The organism is Dickeya sp. MK7, from assembly GCF_000406305.1.
Lineage (GTDB): Bacteria > Pseudomonadota > Gammaproteobacteria > Enterobacterales > Enterobacteriaceae > Dickeya > Dickeya fangzhongdai.
In genome coordinates, this window is record NZ_CM001984.1 from 4,523,070 (window position 1) to 4,547,596 (window position 24,527).

The 24,527-nt window shown below is 59.4% G+C and carries 22 protein-coding genes; 6 read left to right on the top strand and 16 right to left on the bottom strand.

The features are described from left to right. Positions 1 to 386: 386 nt before the first annotated feature. From glpC to glpA, 3 genes are read right to left on the bottom strand one after another with little or no spacing between them, the layout of a single operon-like run. A complete protein-coding gene (gene glpC / locus DXXMK7_RS19615; protein ID WP_038920471.1) occupies positions 387 to 1,586 on the bottom strand; it encodes an anaerobic glycerol-3-phosphate dehydrogenase subunit GlpC in 1,200 nt (399 codons plus the stop codon). Next, positions 1,586 to 2,836, bottom strand: a complete 1,251-nt coding sequence (gene glpB, locus DXXMK7_RS19620; RefSeq protein WP_038920472.1) for a glycerol-3-phosphate dehydrogenase subunit GlpB — start codon at positions 2,834 to 2,836, stop codon at positions 1,586 to 1,588. Before glpB ends, glpC begins: the two co-directional genes overlap by 1 nt. Then, a complete protein-coding gene (gene glpA, locus DXXMK7_RS19625; RefSeq protein WP_038920473.1) occupies positions 2,826 to 4,469 on the bottom strand; it encodes an anaerobic glycerol-3-phosphate dehydrogenase subunit A in 1,644 nt (547 codons plus the stop codon). The genes glpB and glpA overlap by 11 nt, the downstream gene beginning before the upstream one ends. Positions 4,470 to 4,769: 300 nt before the next feature. Between glpA and glpT the strand changes: the two genes are divergently transcribed. After that, complete coding sequence (glpT, locus tag DXXMK7_RS19630; RefSeq protein WP_038920474.1) at positions 4,770 to 6,119, top strand: glycerol-3-phosphate transporter; 1,350 nt, start codon at positions 4,770 to 4,772, stop codon at positions 6,117 to 6,119. A gap of 149 nt (positions 6,120 to 6,268) precedes the next feature. After that, positions 6,269 to 7,351 (top strand): glycerophosphodiester phosphodiesterase, encoded by a 1,083-nt coding sequence (glpQ, locus tag DXXMK7_RS19635; protein ID WP_038920475.1) that lies wholly within the window; start codon positions 6,269 to 6,271, stop codon positions 7,349 to 7,351. Here glpQ and yigL read toward each other — a convergent pair. Together yigL and pldB are read right to left on the bottom strand one after the other, a co-directional pair. After that, positions 7,342 to 8,139, bottom strand: coding sequence for a sugar/pyridoxal phosphate phosphatase YigL (gene yigL, locus DXXMK7_RS19640; protein WP_038920476.1), 798 nt, complete (start codon positions 8,137 to 8,139; stop codon positions 7,342 to 7,344). The genes glpQ and yigL overlap by 10 nt on opposite strands. Positions 8,140 to 8,191: 52 nt before the next feature. Next, positions 8,192 to 9,184 carry a lysophospholipase L2 gene (gene pldB / locus DXXMK7_RS19645; RefSeq protein WP_038920477.1) on the bottom strand — a complete coding sequence of 331 codons (993 nt, stop codon included), beginning with the start codon at positions 9,182 to 9,184 and terminating at the stop codon, positions 8,192 to 8,194. Positions 9,185 to 9,297: 113 nt separating this feature from the next. Between pldB and rhtB the strand changes: the two genes are divergently transcribed. Beyond that, positions 9,298 to 9,918 carry a homoserine/homoserine lactone efflux protein gene (gene rhtB / locus DXXMK7_RS19650; protein WP_038664774.1) on the top strand — a complete coding sequence of 207 codons (621 nt, stop codon included), beginning with the start codon at positions 9,298 to 9,300 and terminating at the stop codon, positions 9,916 to 9,918. A gap of 95 nt (positions 9,919 to 10,013) precedes the next feature. Here the strand turns inward: rhtB and DXXMK7_RS19655 are convergent, their stop codons facing one another. Continuing rightward, positions 10,014 to 10,499 carry an HPP family protein gene (locus tag DXXMK7_RS19655; protein ID WP_038920478.1) on the bottom strand — a complete coding sequence of 162 codons (486 nt, stop codon included), beginning with the start codon at positions 10,497 to 10,499 and terminating at the stop codon, positions 10,014 to 10,016. 95 nt (positions 10,500 to 10,594) lie between these two features. On the opposite strand from DXXMK7_RS19655, the gene DXXMK7_RS19660 reads away from it, so the two are divergent. Then, positions 10,595 to 11,152 carry a TetR/AcrR family transcriptional regulator gene (locus DXXMK7_RS19660; protein WP_038920479.1) on the top strand — a complete coding sequence of 186 codons (558 nt, stop codon included), beginning with the start codon at positions 10,595 to 10,597 and terminating at the stop codon, positions 11,150 to 11,152. Between the two features lie 133 nt (positions 11,153 to 11,285). On the opposite strand, the gene rhtC is transcribed toward DXXMK7_RS19660, so the two are convergent. The 3 genes from rhtC to pldA all read right to left on the bottom strand — a co-directional run bounded on the left by rhtC (position 11,286) and on the right by pldA (position 14,819). Next, the gene (gene rhtC / locus DXXMK7_RS19665) at positions 11,286 to 11,906 is read right to left on the bottom strand and encodes a threonine export protein RhtC (protein ID WP_038664766.1); all 621 of its coding nucleotides are present in this window, start codon (positions 11,904 to 11,906) and stop codon (positions 11,286 to 11,288) included. Positions 11,907 to 11,967: 61 nt separating this feature from the next. Then, the gene (gene recQ / locus DXXMK7_RS19670; protein ID WP_038664763.1) at positions 11,968 to 13,797 is read right to left on the bottom strand and encodes an ATP-dependent DNA helicase RecQ; all 1,830 of its coding nucleotides are present in this window, start codon (positions 13,795 to 13,797) and stop codon (positions 11,968 to 11,970) included. 152 nt (positions 13,798 to 13,949) lie between these two features. Then, positions 13,950 to 14,819, bottom strand: a complete 870-nt coding sequence (gene pldA / locus DXXMK7_RS19675) for a phospholipase A (protein WP_038920480.1) — start codon at positions 14,817 to 14,819, stop codon at positions 13,950 to 13,952. 223 nt (positions 14,820 to 15,042) lie between these two features. On the opposite strand from pldA, the gene DXXMK7_RS19680 reads away from it, so the two are divergent. Beyond that, positions 15,043 to 15,513 (top strand): thioesterase family protein, encoded by a 471-nt coding sequence (locus DXXMK7_RS19680; protein ID WP_038920481.1) that lies wholly within the window; start codon positions 15,043 to 15,045, stop codon positions 15,511 to 15,513. 102 nt (positions 15,514 to 15,615) lie between these two features. Continuing rightward, entirely contained in the window at positions 15,616 to 16,536 is a 921-nt protein-coding gene (gene rarD / locus DXXMK7_RS19685) for an EamA family transporter RarD (protein ID WP_038920482.1), read from the top strand. Here the strand turns inward: rarD and DXXMK7_RS19690 are convergent. The 7 genes from DXXMK7_RS19690 to dapF form a co-directional block, all read right to left on the bottom strand. Further along, a complete protein-coding gene (locus DXXMK7_RS19690; protein ID WP_038920483.1) occupies positions 16,495 to 17,553 on the bottom strand; it encodes an AbrB family transcriptional regulator in 1,059 nt (352 codons plus the stop codon). The genes rarD and DXXMK7_RS19690 overlap by 42 nt on opposite strands. A gap of 175 nt (positions 17,554 to 17,728) precedes the next feature. Next, complete coding sequence (corA, locus tag DXXMK7_RS19695) at positions 17,729 to 18,679, bottom strand: magnesium/cobalt transporter CorA (RefSeq protein ID WP_022635229.1); 951 nt, start codon at positions 18,677 to 18,679, stop codon at positions 17,729 to 17,731. A 369-nt stretch (positions 18,680 to 19,048) separates the two neighbouring features. After that, on the bottom strand, positions 19,049 to 21,211 hold the full coding sequence (gene uvrD, locus DXXMK7_RS19700) for a DNA helicase II (RefSeq protein WP_038920485.1): 2,163 nt from the start codon (positions 21,209 to 21,211) through the stop codon (positions 19,049 to 19,051). Between the two features lie 86 nt (positions 21,212 to 21,297). After that, a complete protein-coding gene (gene yigB, locus DXXMK7_RS19705; protein ID WP_038920486.1) occupies positions 21,298 to 22,014 on the bottom strand; it encodes a 5-amino-6-(5-phospho-D-ribitylamino)uracil phosphatase YigB in 717 nt (238 codons plus the stop codon). After that, positions 22,014 to 22,922 carry a tyrosine recombinase XerC gene (xerC, locus tag DXXMK7_RS19710; protein ID WP_038920487.1) on the bottom strand — a complete coding sequence of 303 codons (909 nt, stop codon included), beginning with the start codon at positions 22,920 to 22,922 and terminating at the stop codon, positions 22,014 to 22,016. Before xerC ends, yigB begins: the two co-directional genes overlap by 1 nt. Continuing rightward, positions 22,919 to 23,620 carry a DUF484 domain-containing protein gene (locus tag DXXMK7_RS19715; RefSeq protein ID WP_038920488.1) on the bottom strand — a complete coding sequence of 234 codons (702 nt, stop codon included), beginning with the start codon at positions 23,618 to 23,620 and terminating at the stop codon, positions 22,919 to 22,921. The genes xerC and DXXMK7_RS19715 overlap by 4 nt, the downstream gene beginning before the upstream one ends. Further along, entirely contained in the window at positions 23,617 to 24,441 is an 825-nt protein-coding gene (dapF, locus tag DXXMK7_RS19720; protein WP_038920489.1) for a diaminopimelate epimerase, read from the bottom strand. The genes DXXMK7_RS19715 and dapF overlap by 4 nt, the downstream gene beginning before the upstream one ends. Between the last annotated feature and the right edge of the window lie 86 nt (positions 24,442 to 24,527).

The following is a 24,527-nucleotide window of genomic DNA, read 5'->3' on the forward strand; positions in this document are numbered from 1 at the left end:
ATTGGAAATCAGATTCCTAAAAATTCAGGATAAAAAAAAGCCAGCACCCGAGCTGGCTAAGTAATACTGGAAGCAATGTGAGCAATGTCGTGCCTTCACAGCAAAACCGCGATGAGTCACAAGGATGGATTCATTAGGCTTTCCCGGAACGCATGGCAATAATAATCATTATCATTTGCATCTGTAAAGCGTTTTTTTGTTCAACTAAAAGAAAAATCATGCCTGAGAAGGCCAGCCCGCCTGACATTCCAGTCATTTCGCTACAGGCATACAAGATTATTTTTTCAGAATCAAATGGTTAACATTTAACCATGTGTAATGCACGGGAATAGAAAAACGGCCGCCCTCTCCTGGAAAAACAGCGAGGGCAACCCCACTAAAACCATTTACGCCGGCAGCGCTTTAGCCAGTAGGCTGAAGGGATGTTCGCAGGGTTTGCCGGTGGACATTTCAATCTGCCATTTGCAGGTTTCGCAATCCGTGATCACCAGATCGGCGCCGCTCGCGTCAATCTGCCGGAACAACGGCGCGCCAATCCCCTGCGCGGTATCGTAGTTTTCCTTCTTGAAACCATAGGTCCCGGCGATGCCGCAACACTGGGAATCCAGCACCTGCAACTCCAGCCCTGGAATCCGCCGCAGCAGTTCGAGGGTATACGCGGTCCATCCCATACGCTCCAGATGGCAAGGGGTGTGATACACCACCCGCAGCGGCAAAGGCTGCAACGGCAGCGTCCGGCCTTGCTCCAGCAAGCGATAAAGGTGACGCGTCGCCAGTTCGATACCGTCGCGCACATGCTGGTTGTCCAGCCCCAGCAGATGGGGATATTCATCGCGCAGCGTAAAAGTGCAGCTGGACGAGGTGGCGATGACCGGCAGCCCCCGGCTGTTGATGGCGTCATCCAGCGAAGCCAGGTTGAAACGCGCCTGCTTGCGCGCCTTGTCGAGAAAACGGTTGGCGATCAGCGCCACGCCGCAGCACTTCTCTTTGGTCAGCAGCTGCACCCCGACCCCCATCGCGTTAAACACACGAATCAGATCGCGCCCCAGCTGCGGGTGGTTGTAGTTGACGTAGCAGCCGTGAAAATAGGCGACCTGTTCGGCAAATTGCAACTGATGCGCCGCCTGCTGGCGATACCAGCTGCGGAAGGTGCCGTGGGAATAGCGCGGCAACTGGCGGCGATGGTCGATTTTCAACGCCTTATCCAGCAGTTGGCGCATCGGTTTTAACCCGGTGAGGGTGTTCACCAGCGGCGCAAACGGCGTGGCGACGGTGCCCATCAGATCCGTGTGGCTGAGAATGGCGTCGCGCAGCGTCGGGCGATGCTGGCTATGGCTGGCTTTGGCGCGCTGGATGATGTCGCCGATGTGCACATCCGACGGGCAGGCTACCTCGCACCGCTTGCAGTTGGTGCAATATTTCAGCGCTTCATCAAACAACGCCGGGTCTTTACGCCGTAGCCGTTCGCCATCCGGCCCAGCCTGCTTCGGCCCCGGATAGAGCGGATTGACGCGCGCCACCGGGCAGGCGGTGGTGCAGACGGTGCATTTGATGCAGTTTTCGAAACTGGTGTCAGACCGGCTCATCACAGGCTCTCCCTTACGATCATTTCAGCGGCGTACAACGCGGTCAACAGCGACACCCCGCCGCCGCACCCCTGACGCAACGGGTCATACCCGCGTAATACCGAACCAATCGCGTACAAACGGGGCTGGACACGGCCGCTGATAGCCGGGTGCAGGCATTCATCCACCATTACGCCGAATTGCAGGTACGGCTGAGCGGCGAACAAATTCGGCCGACTCCAGTCTTCATGCGTGGGCAGGAAATCCACGTCCAGCCCGAACACCGGCTCCACCACCCGATCGCGCTCGGCCACCAGACCGTTACTGAAAAAACTGCCGCTCGCCAGCACCACATGACCGGCTCGCAGCGGTATTTCGCCGTGGCTGCGGGTATACAGCGCCACGCCGTCTTCTTGCGGCTGCGCCGACAACACCCGGTCCCCCGGCATCACGGTGCCGCCAATCTGACGAAAGCGGCCCAGCAGCGCCTGATGCAACTGCATGCCCGGCAACGACGGCGGCAGCGTCGCCAGCAGTCCCACCGGTTTACCCAGCGCGGCATTTAGCCGCGCCTGCGCGTCCGGCCCGATACAAGCGGGTAGTATCACCGCGTCATTACCGTTCGATCGCGTCAGCAGCTCTTCCGCCAGCGCCGCCACGCCCGCCGGGGTATCCAGCACCCGGGCAAGATTCAGCGAACGAAACTCGCTGGGGTTTTGCCGCAACGCATCCAGCAACGGCAAGTGCAGATCGTCGGCGCGGGCGGCAATCCCCTGCGCTTGCAGTTCCCCGGCCACCAGCCGGGATTGAAAATCCATAAAGCCGTCGATACCGGCGACCAGCGGCTGACGCCACGCCGGCGACCCCGGCAGGCCGCGCGTTACGCTATCCGACGGGCTCAGCCAGCACGGATGCCACTTGCCCAACGGCGTAAGACGCTGATGATTGCCCCCGCTTTCCCCTCGCAGCCACAACCCGCAGCGCGCCAGCAACGCTTCGGCGTCCGACGCCAGTTGGTTTACGCGCGCCTTACCCATCAGGGTATAAGGATGATGCGGCGCCTGCGCCGCCAGCGCATCCAGCGCCGCCAACGGCTGGTCGACCGCCGTGCCGTCCGGCAGCGTCGCCAGCAGATCCAGCGCGCCGGACGCAAAGGTCAGCGCGCTTTGCCCGACGCTGACCACGGCGCAGCGTTTACCCTGCTCCTGCAGGCGAATGCCGCAGGCTAACCCGGCCAGCCCGCCGCCAATTATCACCACGTCATAACGCATCGCTGTTCTCCTGCTCCCGGCTTTCGGTCAGCCCGCACAGCCCCTGATAAATCCAGCTGGTAAATTCGCTTTCCCGCAGCGTGTGCCCCCACGCGATGGGGCGCATGCCTTTCCAGCGCTCGTTGAGAAACTGGCTCAGTTGCGACACCGCCTGATGCGGCGTGGACTGTCCCAGACGGCACAACAACCCGGCCGCGCGACAGGCGCACAGTTCCCCCTGACAGGTGCCCATGCCGACGCGGGTACGGCGGCGCAGGTCAGTCAGGTTATTGACCTGCAGCGACTCCACCGCATAACGCACTTCGCCCGCCGTCACCGCTTCGCATTCGCACACCAGACTGCTGTCCACCCGCTGGCCGGACACCAGCGGCGCGGCGCGATGCCCGTGGCGATAAATCGCAGAACCGCGCAACGGCGCCGACAGCGCCGATGCGGCCTGCGGCGTGTCCGGATTCGGCGTTTCCGATCCCGGCAACGGCCGTGACGCGGTGGCGCATTCGGCCCTGTGGCCGAGCTTTTCGCATACTTTGTCCGTCACCCATTCCGCCATCAGCCGGTAGGTCATCAGCTTGCCGCCGGTGATGGTGACAAACCCTTCCAGCCCGTCCCGGCTGGCGTGGTCCAGCAGCACAATGCCGCGGCTGACGCTGCGCCCGGACGGGTCGTTGTCGCTCGCCACCAGCGGCCGCACCCCGGCGTAAGCACGCAGAATGCGGGTTTGCGCCAGTTGCGGCGCCAGCAGACTGCCTTCGCGGATCAGGGTATCGACTTCCGCCGGGGTAACGGTCATGTGGTCGATTTGGTCATAGTCGATGCGGGTCGAGGTGGTGCCAATCAGCGAAATAGTGTCGCCCGGCACCAGAATGTCGGCGTCCGCCGGTTTACGGCAGCGGTTGATCACCCGGTTGTTGATGCGGTGCCCCAGAATCAGCAGCGCGCCCTTGGCTGGAAACATGCGCACAGTCAGATCGGCGTACTCAGCGATGCGCTGCCCCCAGATGCCGCCCGCGTTCACCACCACCTGCGCATAAATTTCACTGGCGACATGGCGTTTGTGGTCGAAAACGCGCACGCCGGTGACACGATCGCCCTGGCGAATCAACCCGATCACTTCGTGGTAGGTCAGCACTTCCGCGCCATGTTCGCAGGCGTCGATCATATTGGCGGCGGTCAGCCGGAACGGATCCACGGTACCGTCCGGCACCCTCACTGCGCCGATCAAGGCTGGATTGGCGGCCGGTTCCAGTCGCAGCGCCTCCTGTGGATCGATCGCCTGCGCCGGGATCCCCGCCTGTCGGCAGGCGGCGACAAACCGCGCCTGATAGTCGAGGTCATCCTGCGGTAGCGTCAGAAACAGGCCGTCGGTCGGCTCAATACAGTGGCGGGCGATGCGCCGCAGAATCTGGTTTTCTTCAATGCATTCGCGAGCGGACTCCGCATCGGTGACCGCATAGCGCGCCCCGCTGTGCAACAACCCATGATTACGACCGGTGGCGCCGGTGGCGATGTCGTGCCGTTCCAGCAGCAGGCACCGCAAACCGCGCAACGCGCAGTCGCGGGCGGTCCCCGCGCCGGTGGCGCCGCCGCCGATAATCACCACATCCGTTTCACGTCGCAAACCGTTGTTCGCCATTACCGTCCCACCTCAATCCGGATCATGTCTGTATGTAGTGGGACACAAACCGCCGCCACAATGATTGATAAAGAACAAAAACACTCAAAAAACGAAAATTAAACGATGATGAGACGACAAATATGTGATTCAAATCACTCAGAAATGAAAAATGGTTATTTCATTTGTGTTACTCACAGCTCAAAATGACCCACCTCGTCATAAAAGTGTAACAATTGCGCGTTTACTCACACTGAACATCACGCGTATTCGCTACGCTGGCGAGCGTTATAGAACATAACTATCGGGGATCGTTTATTTATGCTGAGTATTTTCAAGCCTGCGGCACATCGTCCGCGCGTAGAGGAACATCGGATGGATCCGCTCTACCGTCGTCTGCGCTGGCAAATTTTTCTGGGGATCTTTTTCGGCTACGCCGCCTACTATCTGGTCAGAAAGAACTTCGCGCTGGCGATGCCTTATCTGGTCGAGCAGGGGTTCTCAAAGGGTGATCTGGGTTTCGCGCTGTCCGGCATTTCCATCGCCTACGGGTTTTCCAAATTCATCATGGGTTCGGTATCCGACCGCTCCAACCCGCGCGTCTTCCTGCCCGCCGGCCTGATTCTGGCGGCGGCGGTGATGCTGTTTATGGGCTTCGTACCGTGGGCGACTTCCAGCATCATGGTGATGTTCGTGTTGCTGTTCGTCTGCGGCTGGTTTCAGGGCATGGGCTGGCCGCCGTGCGGCCGTACCATGGTGCATTGGTGGTCGCAGAAAGAACGCGGCGGCATCGTTTCCGTCTGGAACTGCGCCCACAACGTGGGCGGCGGCATCCCGCCGCTGCTGTTCCTGCTGGGGATGGCCTGGTTCAATGACTGGAAAGCCGCGCTCTATATGCCGGCGTTCGCCGCCATTCTGGTGGCGCTGTTCGCCTTCGCCATGATGCGCGACACGCCGCAGTCCTGCGGTCTGCCGCCGATCGAAGAATACAAAAACGATTATCCGGTGGATTACAGCGAGAAAGACGAACAGGAGCTGACCGCCAAAGAAATCTTCATGCAGTACGTGTTCCCCAACAAACTGTTGTGGTACATCGCCTTTGCCAACGTGTTCGTCTACCTGCTGCGTTACGGCATTCTCGACTGGTCGCCGACCTATCTCAAAGAGGTGAAGCACTTTGCGCTGGATAAGTCTTCGCTGGCCTATTTCCTGTATGAATACGCCGGTATTCCAGGCACGCTGCTGTGCGGCTGGATGTCCGACAAGGTGTTCAAGGGCAACCGCGGCGCCACCGGCGTGTTCTTCATGAGTCTGGTGACCATCGCCACTATCGTGTACTGGCTGAATCCGGCGGGCAACCCCGGCGTGGACATGCTCTGCATGATCGTCATCGGCTTCCTGATCTACGGCCCGGTGATGTTGATCGGCCTGCATGCGCTGGAACTGGCGCCGAAGAAAGCCGCCGGCACCGCCGCCGGCTTCACCGGCCTGTTCGGTTACCTGGGCGGTTCGGTGGCAGCCAGCGCCATCGTCGGCTACACCGTAGACTTCTTCGGCTGGAACGGCGGCTTCCTGGTGATGATCGGCGGCAGCGTACTGGCGGTACTGTTGTTGATCCTGACCATGATCAACGAGAAGAAACACAAGCAAGAACTGGCGCAACGCGCCTGATTCTGTCATCCAGCCGTGGTTTACTGACGACGGTAACCATGCGCTTTATCCCCGCCGGACCATGCCGGGCCGGCGGGGAGTTATCAACGCCATTTTCAACACATCGACTCACACAGCTTTTCTTTCTCCCACTGAAAAAGGACGCTGACATGAATCCTCTGTTCAAGCCTTTACTGGCCGGCATGACGCTGGCGATGTCCCTCTCCGTGCTGGCGCAGACCGGCGATAAAATCGTGATTGCCCACCGGGGCGCCAGCGGCTACCTGCCGGAACATACCCTGCCCGCCAAGGCGATGGCGTACGAGCAGGGCGCGGACTATCTGGAGCAGGATCTGGTCATGACCAGGGACAACGCGCTGGTGGTGCTGCACGATCACTACCTTGACCGCGTCACCGACGTCGCCGAGCGTTTCCCCGGCCGGGAGCGGGCTGACGGCCGTTACTACGCCATCGATTTTACGCTGGCGGAAATCCGTTCGCTTAAATTCACCGAAGGGTTTGACCTGAAAGACGGCAAGCCGGTGCAGAGCTACCCGAATCGCTTCCCGATGGGCAAATCGGACTTTCGCATTCACACCTTTCAGGATGAAATCGAATTCATTCAGGGGCTGAACCACTCGACCGGCAAAAACATCGGCATCTACCCGGAAATCAAAGCGCCGTGGTTCCACCGTCAGGAGGGCAAAGATATATCCCGCGCGGTGCTGGAGGTGCTCAAACAGTACGGTTACAGCCAAAAAAGCGACCGGGTTTACCTGCAATGCTTTGACGCCAGCGAGCTGCAACGCATCAAAACCGAACTGGAACCGGCGCTGGGGATGGACCTGAAACTGGTGCAACTGATCGCCGAAACCCGCTGGCAGGAAACCCAGCAGCAACAACCCGACGGCCGCTGGGTCAACTATGACTACGACTGGATGCTCAAACCGGGCGCGATGCAGAAAATCGCCCGCTACGCCGACGGCGTCGGCCCCGACTATCACATGCTGCTCAGCGGCAATGCGGGCAAGGTCGCCGTCAGTCCGCTGGTGAAAGAGGCGCACGCCAGCGGCATGGTGGTGCACCCCTACACGGTGCGGGCTGACCGGTTGCCGAAGTACGTCGCCGACGTGAACGCGCTCTATGCGCTGCTCTACCGTCAGGCCGATGTCGACGGCCTGTTCACCGATTTCCCCGACAAAGCCGTGTCGTTCCTGCATTCACCGCAGGATTCCCGGCCGTCTCAGAGATAAAGACGACGCAGGTATTTTGGCACCGCCTGATCGATGTTGGTGCCAATCACCTCGTTGTTCGGCAGCATATCCTTCAGTCGCTGGTGGGCATTGCTCATGATGCAGCCTTTGCCCGCCATCGACAGCATTTCATAGTCGTTCATGCCGTCGCCGAAGGCGATGCAATCTTTGATGGTATGACCGAGGATTTTGGCGACCTGCTCCAGCGCGTGGCCTTTGGATACGCCGCCCGCCATCACTTCCAGACAGCTCAGGGTGGAGAAGCTGACGTTCACCCGGTCGCCCCAGCGCGCGTTGAGCGCTTCTTCCAGCGGCAGCAGCTTGTCGTGATCTTCACAGGTGAAAAATACTTTGCCGACGCCGTCCGTACCCAGCGTTTCCGGGTCGAACAGTTTGTAGCGGAACACCGTCTCGGTAAAAAAGCGCTCTTCTTCAGGGCGGGAGCGGCACAGGAACCACTCATCGCCGCGATAAACGTGGGTCAGAATTTCCGGATGGTGATACACCATGCCGAACAGATCGTGGGCGATGTCGCGGTCCAGATTGTGACTGAAAATCAGCTCGCCGTCGGTGTTATGCACCCGCGCGCCGTTAGACGTAATCATGTAGGCGCTGATCGCCAGATTATCGCGGATCTGCGCCACATCCATATGGTGACGCCCGGTGGCGAACACAAAATGGACGCCCTGTTCCGTCATCAGACGCAGGGTTTCTTTGGCATAGGGTGACAGGGTGTGATCGGGTGACAGCAGGGTGCCATCCAAATCGGAAGCAACAATCGGGTACATACGTTGAAATCCAACCTCCGCTGGTGCCGGGCGGCCTGGCCGCACAGACGTATTAATGATAATCGTTGAAGTGTCGCAAAATCCGCCCGAAGGCCTCGGCCCGCATCGCATCCTTTTCCGACAGAATGTCGTGGCGGGCGCCGCGAATGACATAAGGATGACCATCCGCACACGGGTGACCGGCTGTCGCCAGCGCCTGACAAAAAGCGTCCTGACAACCATTGTCCACCACCCGCTCCTCTTCCGCCTGCAGCAGCAGCAGCGGCGTCGTGATCGCCGGCGCCTGTTGCAGCAGTTGTGTTTCCACCTGCAGCGCCTCCCGCACCCAGTGATAGGTCGGGCCGCCGATGCGCAAATCCGGGTCGTCGGCATAAAAACGCACGTGGCGACGATAACGCGCATGGCTGTGGGTCAGCACATTGACCATAAACGGCAACGGACGCCACTGGCTGGTGCCGATGGCGTAATAGTCCCGTATCGCCGGGTAACGCTCGGCCCAGTCCAGAATACGCCAGGCCAGCCAGCGCGGCATCGGCAACAGAATGCCGCACATCGGCGCACAGAGCGCGACCGCATCGAACGTCTGCGGCTGGCGCGCCAGAAACTGCGCCAGAATCGCACCGCCCATCGAATGGGCCAGCGCGAACCGTTTGGTATAATGTCCCGGCGCCACCTGTTGTTGCCATAGCGTCGCCACGTCGTCCACATAATCGCAAAAGCGGCGCACATGCCCCCGATGGCTGTCTTTCAGCAACCGGCCGGAGCGCCCCTGTCCACGGTGGTCCATCATCAACACATCGTAACCGCACTGAAACAGGTCGTAGGCCGCCTCGGCATATTTTACGTAGCTGTCAGTGCGGCCGGGCAACACCACCACCAGATGCGAGTGCGACGGTGAGCTAAAACGCACGAAACGAATCGGCACGTCATCCACGCCGATGAACATCCCTTCCTGACGCTGTCGCCAGAAATCCAGCAACGGCCCGGTAGCGAATGCGGCGTACTGCCATTCCCTGGTCAGCAGGCACTCCGGATAAGGATTCATCAGGCTCTCCCGAGGTAAATCATGCCGAACGGATTGATTTTTGTGAGCTATGGCACAAAGACGGGCATTGGCGTATTGTGGCATAAAAAACCGCAATCAGGGAGCATTCAGCCATGACCCAGGACTGGTGGTTAACCTACCTCGTCACCACATTGATTCTAAGCCTGTCGCCCGGTTCCGGCGCCATCAATACCATGAGCACCAGCATCAGCCACGGTTACCGCGGCGCGATAGCGTCCATCGCCGGGCTGCAACTGGGCCTGGCTATTCATATTGTACTGGTGGGGATCGGTCTGGGGGCGTTGTTATCTCAGTCGGTGCTGGCGTTTGATTTGCTGAAATGGTTCGGCGCCGCTTACCTGATCTGGCTTGGCATCCAGCAATGGCGCAGCGCCGGTTCGCTGGACCTGCAAACGCTGGCTAACAGTATGCCGCGTCGTCGTTTGTTCAAACGGGCGATTCTGGTCAATCTGACCAACCCGAAAAGCATCGTGTTTCTGGCCGCGCTGTTCCCGCAGTTTATTATCCCGCATCAGCCCCAGGCGATGCAGTATCTGGTGCTGGGCGTCACCACCGTCGTGGTCGACATCATCGTGATGATTGGCTACGCCACGCTGGCGCGGCGCATCGCGCTGTGGCTGAAAGGTCCGCGCCAGCTCAAACAGCTGAACCGGACCTTCGGCTCGCTGTTCATGCTGGTCGGCGCGCTGCTGGCGACGGCCCGCAAAGCCTGAATCTGAGGATGTTACCGCTCGCGGCAGACACGGCGAGCGGTACAGATGGATTTTTTCGACAGCAGTCTTACCACCTACCTCCCCGCCGGAATAGCTCACCGCAGTGACTCCCCGCCGGCTACTGACCGTTGCCAGAACGGATGTGCGCGCAGAACATTCAGCACCTTGCCGGCCAGAACGATGATGACGGCGCCCATCAACACCGGCGCCAGCAAGAACGACCAGCTCTGTCCTGTCAGCATAATCAGCAGCGGATTCGCGCCCGCGGGCGGATGCGTCGTTCCCGTCAGCAGCATAGCGCTAACCGCCAACCCGGTCGCCAGTGCCAGCGTCAGCGGGCTGACGCCCGTCCATTGCGCAAAGCAGACGCCAATCAACGCCGTAATAAAATGCCCCATAATCACATTTTTGGGCTTCGCCAGCGGACTGGCCGGCAACCCGAATACCAGCACCGCCGTCGCGCCGAAAGGCGCCATCAGCAATACCCAGCCTGACTGCAGCGTATCCACATACGACAGCAGACCAATGGTCAGCGCTGCGCCGGCACCCGATACCACCGGGAAAATCAGTTTTTTTATCATGACTTACTCCTGAACTCTAAAAGTAGACAACTTGGTCTACTTTTAGAGTAGACAGATTGGTCTACCTTTGTCAATATATCGTCAGGAGGCCAGCTATGAACGACAAACGACAGCAACTGATCACTACAGCCCTGGCATTGTTCAATCAGAAAGGCATTAATTCGGTCGGTATCAACGAAGTGCTTGAGGTTTCAGGGATCGCTAAAAAGACCCTTTATCACCATTTCCCCGGCAAAAACGAGCTGGTACTCGCGACGCTTGCGTACCGGGATCAGATCTTCATGAGCTGGTTATCTTCGGCGCTGGCGCAGGCCGCGACGCCGAATGACGTTGTGCAACGTCTGTTTCATGCGCTGACCGACTGGTTCAGGGGAGGGGTTAAGGAACTGAGCGCATTTCATGGGTGCTTTTTCATCAATACGGCGGCGGAAATCCGCGATCCTTCCAGTCCGATTGCGCAATATTGCCGTGAGCACAAGCAGAAAGTGCGCCGGTTGCTGCAACAGCATTTACCCACGGCGAGCGAAGCCTTTATTGACCTGCTGTGTTTACTGAAAGAAGGGGCTATCGTGGCGGCTTTTGTCGGTCAGGACCCTGATGCCGCTGAAAAATGCATTCCACTGGCGGAACACGGGTTAACGACGGCGACCTGACAGGCGCGGTTGACGCACTATCTTGCTTGCTGACCTTGCCGACTCCAGCGGCTGCCGGAGCGCAACACTCCCGGCGACCCGGCCGGGAGTCAGCACCGCGAACGCCTGCCAGTGGTAAAAAGGCAGGTGGAATTTAACGCGAGATAATCAGGTGGATGCCGAACCCGGTGAACAACACGCCAGCCAGGCCGTCCACCCATTTCGCCAGCCGCTGATAACCGCGGCGCATCACCGGCAACGCGAACACCAGCGCCACCAGGCTGAACCACAGCAACGTTTCCAGCGAAATCAGGGCAAACAGTCCCCAGCGCGCCGCCGCGCCCACATCGTCACCGACAAACAGCGAGAACACGCTGCCGAAATAGATCAACGCCTTGGGGTTGGACAGGTTAGTCAGAAAACCACGCATGAAGGTTTTGCCCCGCTGCGGCAATGCCACCATCACGTCGCCTTCCTGCTGTTCACGCTTACGCAAAGCCGAACGCAGCATCTGCCAGCCCATCCAGCACAGATACAGGCCGCCGCCGATCATGACCAGACGGTGCAGCCACGCCATACGCTCCAGCAGCAGATGCAGCCCCATCAGCGCGATAGCGGCCCATACCAGCACGCCCAGCGTAATCCCCAGGACGCCCATCAGCGCTTCACGACGGGAACGGCTGACCGCCGTCTGGGAGACGAAAAAGAAATCCGGCCCCGGACTCATCAACGCAATCAGGTGCACCAGCGCTACCGTGAGAAACAACATCAACATATTCATTCCTTTTTTTACATGCCAGAACAGGCGAAGACCCGGCCAGCAGACTGAGCACGTCTCAGTCGTCGCCGTTATCCAAATGATCGCGGATCAACGTCATAAAAGGGGCGCCAAATCGCTCCAGTTTCCGCTGGCCGACGCCATTGACCGCCAGCAGCTCGCTGGCGGTGACCGGCAACAGTTCGGCCATTTCCAGCAGCGTGGCGTCGCTGAACACCACGTACGGCGGAATATTGTCTTCGTCAGCGATGGATTTACGCAGTTTGCGCAGTTTGGCGAACAGTTTGCGGTCGTAATTGCCGCCGTAGGTTTTCTGGCTGGCGCGCGGCTTGCTCAGGCTGATGACGCGCGGCACCGCCAGTTGCAGCGGCACTTCGCCGCGCAGTACCGGCCGAGCCGACTCGGTCAGTTGCAACGCGGAATGGTGGGCGATGTTCTGCGCCAGCAACCCCAGGTGGATCAACTGACGCAGGATGCTGACCCACTGCTCCTGCGTTTTATCCTTACCCAGACCGTACACCGGCAGTTTGTCGTGACCGAATTCGCGAATGCGCTGGTTATTGGCGCCGCGCAGCACTTCGGCGATGTAACCGATGCCGAACCGCTGCCCGACGCGGTAGACGCAGGACAGCGCTTTCTGCGCGTCCACCAGCCCGTCGTAGCGTCGGGGCGGATCGAGGCAAACATCGCAGTTGCCGCACGCTTGCTGACGGTTTTCGCCAAAGTAGTTGAGCAGCACCAGACGGCGGCAGGTCTGCGCTTCGGCAAACGCCCCCATCGCATTCAGTTTGTGCCGCTCGATATCCAGCTGCATGCCGGCCGGTTTTTCTTCCAGACAGCGGCGCAGCCAGGCCATGTCCGCCGGGTCGTAGAACAGCGCCGCTTCGGCGGGCAGGCCGTCGCGCCCGGCGCGACCGGTTTCCTGATAGTAGGATTCGATATTACGCGGGATGTCGAAGTGCACCACGAAGCGTACGTTCGGTTTGTTGATGCCCATGCCGAACGCCACCGTGGCGACCACCACCTGCAGGTCATCGCGCAGAAACGCCTCCTGCACCTGAGCGCGACGGTCGTTTTCCAGCCCGGCGTGATAAGCGCCGACGCTCAGCCCGCGGTTCTGCAACCGGGCGCACAGGTCTTCCACCTTGGCCCGGCTGTTGCAATACACGATGCCGCTCTTGCCGCGCTGCCCTTGCACAAACAGCCACAGTTGATCGAGCGGTTTGAATTTTTCCACCAGCGTGTAGCGGATGTTGGGGCGGTCAAAGCTGCTGATATTGATCAGCGGGTCGCGCAAATCCAGCAGACGGGCGATATCCTGACGGGTGGTTTCATCGGCGGTAGCGGTCAGCGCCACAATCGGCAGGGCGGGAAACTGTTGTTTGATCTGCCCCAGCGCGCGGTATTCCGGGCGAAAATCATGCCCCCACTGGGAAATGCAGTGCGCTTCGTCAATGGCGATGAGCGTCGTGTTCCAGTGCGTCAGTTGCTCCAGAAACCCGTCGGTGGTGAGACGTTCCGGCGCGATGTACAGCAGCTTCAGTTCGCCGCGGCGACAGGCGCTGAACACCTCCTGCTGCTGCTCACGGGTCTGGGTGGAATTGAGGCAAGCCGCCGCCACGCCATAAGCCTGCAACTGATCGACCTGATCCTTCATCAGGGAAATCAGCGGCGACACCACCAGCGTCAGCCCTTCCAGCACCAGCGCCGGAATCTGATAACACAGGGATTTGCCCCCGCCGGTCGGCATGATCACCAGGCAGTCACGCCCGCTGATGACGGCATTGATAATTGCCTGCTGACCCGGCCGGAATTGCTGGTAACCGAAGGTTTCACGCAGCACCTGCATCGCCAGCGTTTCTTTATTCAATACTTCTGCCGTAGACACGCCTTCACCGCTTTCACGTTATTCACTGCCCTGAAAAAGTTATTCACCGCTTTTGAAAAAAGCAAACAGGCGCTATTTTCAGCGCCGCCCGCCAAAACTGCAACGTCTGTCGCCGGGTTTTCTGCGACGGCCCGCAGTCCTGCCGACCAGAGCTAGAACATGTCGTTGAGCGTCACGCCAATGCCGTAGCGGGTCTGGCGGTGATTGTAGTCAATCAGCGACTCGCCGTAACCGCTGAATACCTTGGTGTAAAAACGGACATGATCGCTGATCGGGTAACTCCATCCCAGTTCGCCGCCGCCGTAACCGGAATTCCAGTTATAACGTCCTTCGGCGCTGAAAATGCTGTCTCCCCAGTGGTAGCCGACCCGTACCCGATAGTGCCCCATATAGCGGGTAATATCCGGATTGTCGTCATCGCTGTCGCTCAGGCGAACCCAGGGTTTCACTTCTACCTGCCAGTTGCCGTTCTGCGCCATCAGGCGGGCATAGACCCGGTTCCAGCTGCGCGAGGTCGGATCGGCGCGCCCGTTGGACTGGTGATTGAACCCCATCTCCACGTCGCGCAGCGTCCAGCCGGCAAAACGGTAATCCGTCGCCCAGCCAAGAAAGAGCTGCGGTTCGTAGTTGGTTTCACGAAACGGCGTAGACTCGCTCTTGTTGGACATCTGCCACCAGGAGCGCTGGGTATAAGACGCGCCCAACAGCGAATTTTCCCCGGCAATGCCGCGCCACAGTGGAAAACCGAGGCTTAGCTGAAAGTTCACTTCATCTTTACGGGCATCGTCGGCCCAGCTATAGCTCTGAATCGCCTGTTTATTGATGTTGCTGGTGTAGGTGTAAAGCAGGTAGTTGCTTTCATAAGGGTAGAGTATGAACGGCGTGTCATGTTTCTGCAGCAGCCCGGCGATAATACTGCCCGGTACGGCCGGAGCGTCATGGATTTCCTGAACGCGGGCTTCCTGAGCATGGGCGGTCGCCGCCAGCATCAGCGCAACAGCCATCCCACCTGATTTATACATGCGCGTATTCTCCCAAAGGGTCAAGATAGTTATGTGAATTGGATAACGAACTGAAATGACGGCGGATAGTGTACACAGGTCACCCGCTTCGCGCAGTTTTCCTGTTGTTATATCGACCAGCGGTAGCAAGAAAGCATAACGGCGCCTAAAATAACAACTCATTAACCTATAAATACATAAAAATTAACCACCTCCCCCTACAGGCGCGAAAAGAGGCTCACACATGCTTACTACACCGCTCACTCAAGACACGCTGCGTCAGCGCGTCAGCGATATTTTCATTTATCAGATGCCGTTCAATCAGGAGTTGGGACTCACGCTGGAGGCGTTCTCGCCGGATGCGGTCACGCTGAGTTTCCACCATCAGAACAAACTGGTGGGCAACGCGTTGCAGCAGATCCTGCACGGCGGCGTGATTGCCGCCGGTCTGGACGTGGCTGCCGGGCTGGTGTGCGTGGGCAGCGCGCTGCTGCGCCATGACACATTGAGCGAGCAGGAGCTTCACCAGCGGCTGTCGCGTATGGGCACCATCGACCTGCGGGTGGATTATCTGCGCCCCGGCCGCGGCGAACGTTTTATCCTGACCAGCCAGCTGTTGCGCGGCGGCAATAAAATCGCCGTGGCGCGGGCCGAATTGCATAACGAAAAACAGTCGCATATCGCCAGCGCCATCGCCACCTACATCGTTGGCTAAAGGGAACACCGAACAGGGATTTATCGACACGCAGCGTCAAGACACCCGCGCCGTGGTCCGGTACACTGGATGCTCATCTGCGGTTTATCTGGTTTCTAATCAATGAGTATGCCACAACACCGCCAGGGGGTACTGTTCGCCCTCGGCGCTTATATCATCTGGGGGATTGCCCCGGTTTATTTCAAACAGCTCGGGCAAGTGCCGGCTGATGAAATTCTCAGCCACCGTATTATCTGGTCGTTCTTTTTCATGCTGTTGCTGCTGAGCCTCAGCCGTAAATGGGGCGTGGTGCGCAACGCCTGCCGCCGGCCGCGCCAGCTATTGCTGCTGGCGATCACCGCCACGCTGGTGGCCTGTAACTGGCTGATTTACATCTGGGCGGTCAACCATAACCATATGCTGGAAGCCAGCCTGGGTTACTTCATCAACCCGCTGGTCAGTGTGCTGCTGGGGATGCTGTTTCTCGGGGAGCGGTTCCGCCCGACGCAATGGCTGGCGATGATGCTGGCGGTGTGCGGCGTACTGGTGCAGTTGTGGACGCTCGGCTCGCTGCCGGTCATCGCGCTCACGCTGGCCTTCAGTTTCGGATTTTACGGTCTGCTGCGTAAAAAGATCGCTATCGACGGCCAGACCGGCATGCTGTTCGAAACCCTGTGGCTGCTGCCCGCCGCGCTGGTCTATCTGGAATGGCTGGCCGATTCGCCCACCAGCCACCTCAGCCAAAACGCGATGTCGCTGAATGTGCTGCTGATGGCGGCAGGCATCGTCACCACGGTGCCGCTGCTGTTGTTTACCTCGGCCGCCATGCGGCTGCGGTTGTCTACGCTGGGCTTTTTTCAGTATCTGGCGCCGACGCTGACCTTCCTGCTGGCGGTGCTGGTGTACGGCGAAACCATCACGTCGGACCGATTAGTCACCTTCGCCTTCATCTGGCTGGCGCTGGCGGTGTTCACGCTCGACGCGCTCTATACCCAGCGACGGTTACGCCGCGCCAGCCACAGCGTGGCGCGAGATGTAACGTGACAAAATCGGGCTGAAAATCAGGGTGGAGAACAGGCGTAGCGTCTGCATGGCGATAACGAACGCGATATCCACCCGACTACCAGCGGCGATAATGGCAATGGAGTCCAGCCCGCCGGGGCTGGTCGCCAGATAGGCGGTCAGGATATCCACCGACAACAAATGCGTTATCATCAGCGCCATCCCGCCGCACAGCAGCATCAGCGTGACAATCGACATCATCATTTTCGGCAGGGTGCGCAGCGCCAGCAGAAAAACGGGGCGGGTAAACGACAGGCCGACGCTCCAGCCAATCAGGGCATAGGCTAGCGCCAGCAGCCATTCCGGCGTCTGTAACGCCAGCGTACCGGTGGAATGCAGCATGGAACCGATGATCATCGGCCCCAGCAATTGGCCGGAAGGAATGCGCAGCCGCCGCCCAATCCAGGCGCCGCTAAACGCCACCGCCAGCGTGGCCGGGAAACGCCAGTCCAGCGAGGGGAACCAGACCAGCAGCGCGCTATTGGCTTGTGCGCCTTGTCCAAGACTGGCGCGCGCCACAAACGCCGCCGCCGCGGTCACCATCAGCACCCGCAGGTACTGCATAAACGCCACCAGCCGCACATCGGCGCCGAAATCCCCCGCCATCGCCACCATCGCCGACGCGCCGCCCGGAGACGCGCCCCAGGTGCCGGTCGTGCCCGGCAGCTCGCTGTAGCGCATCAGCAACCAGCCCGACAGCCCGCTGGCAACCAGCGTCGACAACAGGATAAACAGTACCAGCGGCCACTCTTTTACCAGCGGCGTCAGAATGGACAGGGAGAGACTTTGCGCCACCAGACAGCCCAGCACGGCATTACTGGCGAAAAACAGCGGACGGGGAATACGGATAGTGGCGCCGTTCAGACCCATCACCACCCCTACCAACATCGGCCCCAGCAGCAGCGCCGCCGGAACATGGTAAATCTGCAGACCAAAACCCAACACCAACGAAACCGCCAGCAGCATGAACCATTGTGTCGACGCGGGAAACCTCTCCATGCACAGCACCTGTTACAACATCAAAGCAGAGAGGCGATTCTACCCCGGAAGCCCGTCAGACGGGCATCTATCCGTGCGAAATCTGTTCGTTATCAACAATTGTCGGAGGAAATCGGGCCAGGGACTCGTCGCCTTGCGGGCAACGAGTCGCCTGTCGGAGAAAAGGGCGTTGGCGTTACAGCCAGTTGCGGCGTTTGAAATACAGGTACGGGGCCAGACCGGCCAGCAGCATCAACAGCATCGCGCCCGGATAGCCATAGGCCCATTTCAGTTCCGGCATGAATTCGAAGTTCATGCCATAGCTGGACGCCACCAGCGTCGGCGGCAGGAACACCACTGATACCACCGAGAAGATTTTGATAATGCGGTTCTGCTCGATGTTGATGAAACCCATCGCCGCCTGCATCAGGAAGTTGACCTTCTGGAACAGCGATTCGTTGTGCGGCAACAGGGATTCGATGTCGCGCAGGATCTCGCGCGCCTGTTCCAACTGACTGCTCGGCAACCGGGCGCGGCGCACCAGGAAGTTGAGCGCGCGCTGGGTATCCATCAGACACAGCCGCACTTTCCAGCCGATATCTTCCTGCTCCGCCAGCGTCGATAGCGCGTCGTCATATTCGTCGCCCTGACGGCCGTCCATGATCACCCGGCTTAAGGATTCCAAATCGCTGTAGATGTTTTCGATTTCGTCCGCCAGCTGCTCGATTTTGGTTTCAAACAGATCGAGCAGCAGTTCGTAGGCGTTGCCGTCGACCAGCGTCTGAGCGCGGGCGCGCATGCGGTAAAGACGGAAAGCCGGCAGTTCGCGTTCGCGCAGCGTATACAAACGGCCATCGCGAATGGTGAACGCCACCGTGGAGTTGCCGGCGTGGTCGTCTGCGTCTTCATAAAAGAAAAAGGAGTGAATGTGCAGGCCGTCTTCATCTTCGAAAAAACGGGCCGATGCCTCAATGTCTTCCAGTTCCGGTCGGGTCGCCAGGCTTTGCCCCAGCTGATTCTGCACCAAATCTCGCTCTTCGACGTCCGGCTCGACCAAATCCACCCATAGCGAGGTGGTCAGGTCGTTGCTTTCATCCAGTTCCAGGCGAGTTAAACGGCAGTTATCGAGTTTGAATGCGCTCAGCATAAGCCATGCTCCCAAAATGTAACAAAGAGGGACAAAACGCGATTGAAACACAGAAACAGGGTGGAAAAGTCACCATCAGGTTTCAGGCCGTGAGACGGTGCTGACTCGATGCGACAAACAATATCGCTGACAACCGCTAAGGCTATCAGCTCGGGGAAGATAGCCTTAGAAGTGGTACCTAATCAGTAGGTTATTGAGCCAGTATCGACTGGGTGTGTCCAAGGCGTGGGTCCTCCGGGAATAATGATGGGCGCATGTTACGCCGAGATGAAAAAGGCTGTCAACATACAAACAGATGATTAGTCTGTGTCCAACCGTAACATCCAGTGAACTCAGACTGAACACCGCTCCCATCACGGCATGAACGCGTTATACCGTATCCAAACGGGCATACGCGGCCACCAGCCATTTGATGCCCTGACCGGCAAACGCCACCTGGATCCGGCAGTGATCGCCGCTGCCTTCCACATTAACAATGGTGCCTTCGCCGAATTTGGCGTGGCGCACCCGTTGCCCCAGCTTATAACCGCTATCGCTCTGGCTTATTGGCGTCCCCAGCCGCTGATGATTGACCGGACGAGAGACGCTGGCGCGCAGCCGTACCTCCTCCACGCACTCCGCCGGCAGTTCGCCGATAAAACGCGACGGACGGTGATAGGTTTCCTTGCCGTACAGACGGCGGCTTTCGGCGTAGGTCAGCGTCAGTTTCTGCATGGCGCGCGTCACGCCAACGTAGGCCAGCCGGCGCTCTTCTTCCAGACGACCGCCTTCATCCAGCGACATCTGACTGGGGAACATCCCCTCTTCCATGCCGACGACGAATACCTGCGGGAACTCCAGCCCTTTGGCGGAGTGCAGCGTCATCAATTGCACCGCGTCCTGATAGGCGTCCGCCTGCCCTTCGCCGGCTTCCAGCGCGGCATGAGACAAAAACGCCTGCAGCGGCAGCAAGTCCTGATCTTCGTCCTGATAGCTGAACTGGCGGGTCGCCGTCACCAGTTCTTCCAGGTTTTCCACCCGCGCCTGACCCTTCTCGCCTTTTTCCTGCTCGTACATGCTCCACAATCCGGAATCGCGGATCACCCGGTCGGTCTGCACATGCAGCGGTAAATCGGCGGTATCGCTGGCGAGCGCATCCACCAGCTCCAGAAAACGTTGCAACGCGGCGGCGGCGCGCCCGGCCAGCACTTTTTCCTGCAACAACGCGCGCGTGGCCTGCCACAGCGTCAACTGGCGGTCGCGCGCCGTCTGGCGCACCACGTCCAGCGTGCGATCGCCGATGCCGCGCGTCGGCGTATTGACCACACGCTCAAAGGCGGCGTCATCGTTGCGGTTGGTCATCAACCGCAGATAAGACAGCGCATCCTTGATTTCCTGTCGTTCGAAGAAGCGCATGCCGCCATAAATCCGGTACGGCAGGCTTTGCTGCAACAACGCTTCTTCCAGTACACGCGACTGGGCGTTGCTGCGATAAAGAATGGCGCATTCGCTGAGCGCGCCGCCCGCTTCCTGCCACACCTTGATGCGGCTGACCACAAACCGCGCTTCGTCCAGTTCGTTAAAGGCGCAATACAGCGAAATCGGTTCGCCCTCGATGCCATCGGTCCACAGGTTCTTGCCCAGCCGGTCGCCGTTGTGGGCAATCAGCGCGTTGGCGGCATTGAGGATGTTGGCGGTGGAACGGTAATTCTGCTCCAGACGGATGGTGGCTACGTCGCTGAAATCGCGCAGGAAGTGCTGGATGTTCTCCACCTGCGCTCCGCGCCAGCCGTAGATCGACTGGTCATCGTCGCCGACGATCATCACTTTGGCGCTGTCGCCGGCCAGCAGGCGAATCCAGGCGTACTGGATACGGTTGGTATCCTGAAACTCGTCCACCAGAATGTTGTTAAAACGGTCGCGGTAATGCTGCAGGATATGCGGTTTGTTGAGCCACAATTCGTGGGCGCGCAGCAGCAATTCGGCGAAATCCACCAGCCCGGCGCGATCGCACGCTTCCTGATAAGCCTGATAGATGCGCAGCCAGGTCTGCTCCACCGGGTTGCCGTAGCTGTCGATGTGCTGCGGCCGCAGCCCTTCGTCTTTCTTGCCGTTGATGTACCACATCGCCTGACGGGGCGGCCACTGCTTCTCATCCAGATTCAGCGCCTTGATCAGACGTTTGAGCAGCCGCAGTTGATCTTCGCTGTCCAGAATCTGGAAATCCTGCGGCAAGCCGGCATCCAGATGGTGCGCGCGCAGCAGACGATGCGCCAGTCCGTGGAACGTGCCGATCCACATCCCGCCCTGACTGGTGCCGAGCAGTTGATCGATACGGTGGCGCATTTCCGCCGCCGCCTTGTTGGTGAAGGTCACCGCCATGATCGAATAAGGCGAACAGTTTTCCACCGTCAGCAACCAGGCGATGCGATGAACCAGCACGCGGGTTTTGCCACTGCCTGCGCCAGCCAGTACCAGCATGTTGCTGCGCGCCGCCGCCACGGCGTCACGCTGTTTATCATTCAGACTGTCGAGCAGGTCAGATACGTCCATAGGCGTCGGTTATCCGTCAAAGGGGAACCCGGCCTCCGGATCGGAGACAAATTCCACTGGTTATCTATACAGTAAAAATAGCAGAATTATAGCAACGTGGTGAGCGATGCCAAGCTGAAAATTTCCACATGCGGCAGCAGCCGGGAATCGTGAATCTGCATCAGGTTGCCGTCACGCAGATTAATCCAGCAGGATTGTACGCCGCTGCGAATGGCGCCGGCCACGTCGGTGGTCAGATCATCCCCCACATGCAGCAGGTTATGCAACGGTAAATTCAGCCGTTCGGCGGCCAGTTGATACATATCATGCCAGGGCTTTGAGCGGCCATCCGGACCGGCGCGCAAAATAAACCGGAAATAATCGCCGAGGCCGCAGGCGTGCGGATCGGCATTGCCGTTGGTGATCGCCACCAGCGGCCAGCGTTGCCCCAGCGCGCGCAATGTATCGTGGGTTTCCTGCGGCACGGCGATACGGCTGCGCCAGCGGGCGAATTCCGCCATCACTGCGTCCGCGCCGGCGGCCGCCTCTTCCGGCGACATCCCCACCCGGGTCATCGCCAGATGTACGGAACGCCAACGCCAGTGCGTGACGTCGTGATAAATCTCCGGCTCCTGCGCCAGCAGTTCCTGCCGTAGCTGACGCAAACCTTCGCTGGTAAACGCCCGCAACCCAGGGTGATAGTTCTGCAAAAACCGCAACGACTCCAGCTCCGTTCGCCGGATAACCTCATAGTTGTCGTACAGGGTATCGTCCAAATCGAACGTGATGGCCTCAATCCGACCAAGCGGGCGATAAAAATACATCAGGATTTACCTCGTCTGGCGCGTGGGTGCGCGGCATCGTACACCGATGCCAGATGTTGAAAGTCCAGGTGGGTATAGATCTGGGTGGTGGAGAGGTTAGCATGGCCCAGCAGTTCCTGCACCGCGCGCAGGTCGCCGCTGGACTCCAGCATGTGGGTGGCAAACGAATGCCGCAACTTGTGCGGGTGAACATGGCTGTTCACGCCCTGTTTGACGCCCCATTCGGCAAAGCGCTTCTGTACGTTGCGCATTGAAATGCGCTTACCGAGGCTGGAGATGAATATCGCGTCGTCTTCCGGCGCGTAAATATCCCGCACCGCCAGCCAATTCCGTAGCCAGGTAACGGCGGTCGCACCGATCGGCAGCTTGCGTTCTTTACTGCCTTTCCCCATCACCCATACCTCGCCGCTGTCCAGATCAACGTGACCGCAGTCCAGCCCGACCAGTTCCGCCAGACGCAGCCCGGCGCCGTACATCACTTCCAGCATGGCGCGATCGCGCACCGCCAGCGGATCGCTGAGGTCGATATCCAGCAGGCGGCTCATTTCATCCACATCCATGTTTTTGGGCAGATGCCGACCCGCTTTCGGCGCCGGCACGCCGCGGGCCGGGTTGGCCTTGAGTTCGCCGCGGCCAACCAGCCAGTCAAGAAAGCTGCGTAACGCCGACAGACGCTGCGCCAGACTGGCGGCGTTCAGCCCGTCGCGCTTGCTGCGCGCCACCACCGCTCGCACGCCGGCAGCATCCAGCGCCTGCCAATCGGCAACGCCGGACGCCGACAACATGTCGATAATCACCTGTAACTGATGGGCATAGCTGCTTTGCGTCAGCGGACTCAGTTGCCGCTCAACCCGCAGGTAACGCAGAAAGGCTTCGGCCGGCGCCGACAGGGGGGAATCGGGGTTCATAGGCGTTCAATCCATCGCTCCAGCAATACCGGGATAATCGTCGCCAGATGTTGCAACAGATCGGTGCCCATGCCGTCCTGATAGTGGTGGCTGTCGCGGCTGCTGAAAATCAGCAATCCCAGATCGCCGTTTTTTCCCATCAGCGACAGCGCCACCGAGCCGACATGGCGCGCCTGCGGCAACAACAGCAGCAGTTCGGGGCCGTTCAGCGTCCCAAGATAATGATGCCGTTCGCCCAGCCGCTGGATACGCAGCGGCTCAAACACCGTACGGTTAAGCGCCAGATGGGTAAAATCGGAAGGCGCGCCGATACGCCAGCGATCGGTAAACAAACGGATAGCCGCACCCGACAGCCCCAGTTTGCGCGCCCAGCGGTGCAGCCTGTCGAGCAATTCCTGCAACGACGCGGCGGTAGAGAGCGCCATCTGCAATTGCAATAGCTGGCTGAACAGTTCCTCGTTGCGGGTAGCCTGTTCCGTCAGCAAGGCGATCTCTTCTTCCAGATACTGAATGCGCTGGCGCTGGCGGGCGAGTTGCCACTCCACCAGCGACACGCTGCCACGCACCGGATGCGGAATGCGCATGGTTTCAGTCTGGTGGGAATGGCGAATGAAAAAGTCAGGGTGCTGGCGCAGGTACTGCAACACCAGATCGTCAGTCAGCGCCTGACGTTCAGCCTGCTCTTCCACGTTCTTCATAGATGCATAAACCCATCATAAACATGCGTAGCCGGGCCGGTCATAAACAGCGGGTGGCCGGGACCGTCCCAGTGAATCTCAAGTTCGCCGCCCGGCAGTTGCACTTTGACATCCGCCGCCAGCAGCCCCTGCTGAATCCCCACCGCCACTGCGCCGCAGGCGCCGCTGCCGCAGGCCTGGGTTTCACCCGCGCCGCGCTCGAACACCCGCAACCGGATCAGGCCGGAGTTAACCACCTGCATAAAACCGACGTTGGCACGGTCCGGAAAACGTTCGTGACTTTCCAGCAGCGGCCCGAGCGTCTCTACCGGCGCAGTATCCACATTGTCCACCTGAATCACGCAATGCGGGTTGCCCATCGACACCACGCCGCACAGCACCGTGTGCTCGTCGGCACGAAGAATATAGGTTTTTTCCGGCTTAGCGGCGCGGAACGGCACCTGCTGCGGTTCGAAGTTGGGTTCCCCCATATTCACCTGCACCAGCTCGTCTTCCGTCACCGACAACACCATACGACCGTTATGGGTGCTGACGTTGATCTCACGCTTGTTGGTCAACCCTTTCAGGCGTACGAAACGGGCAAAGCAGCGAGCGCCATTACCACACTGCGCCACTTCGCTGCCGTCCGCATTGAAAATTCGGTAATGAAAATCCAGTTCGGGATCGTAGGGCGGTTCAACGATCAATAACTGATCGAATCCCACCCCGCAATGCCGGTCCGACAGTCGACGGATCAGCTCCGGTGAAAAGTAGACATTTTGCGTCACGGCATCGACAACCATGAAATCATTGCCCAGACCGTGCATTTTGGAGAACTGCATTTCCTGACCCCGCTGCGTTAAACGGGTGCGGCAGAGACCCTGTCGCGACCCGCGAGATTACCCTCAATCACCCTGCGTACCGCGGC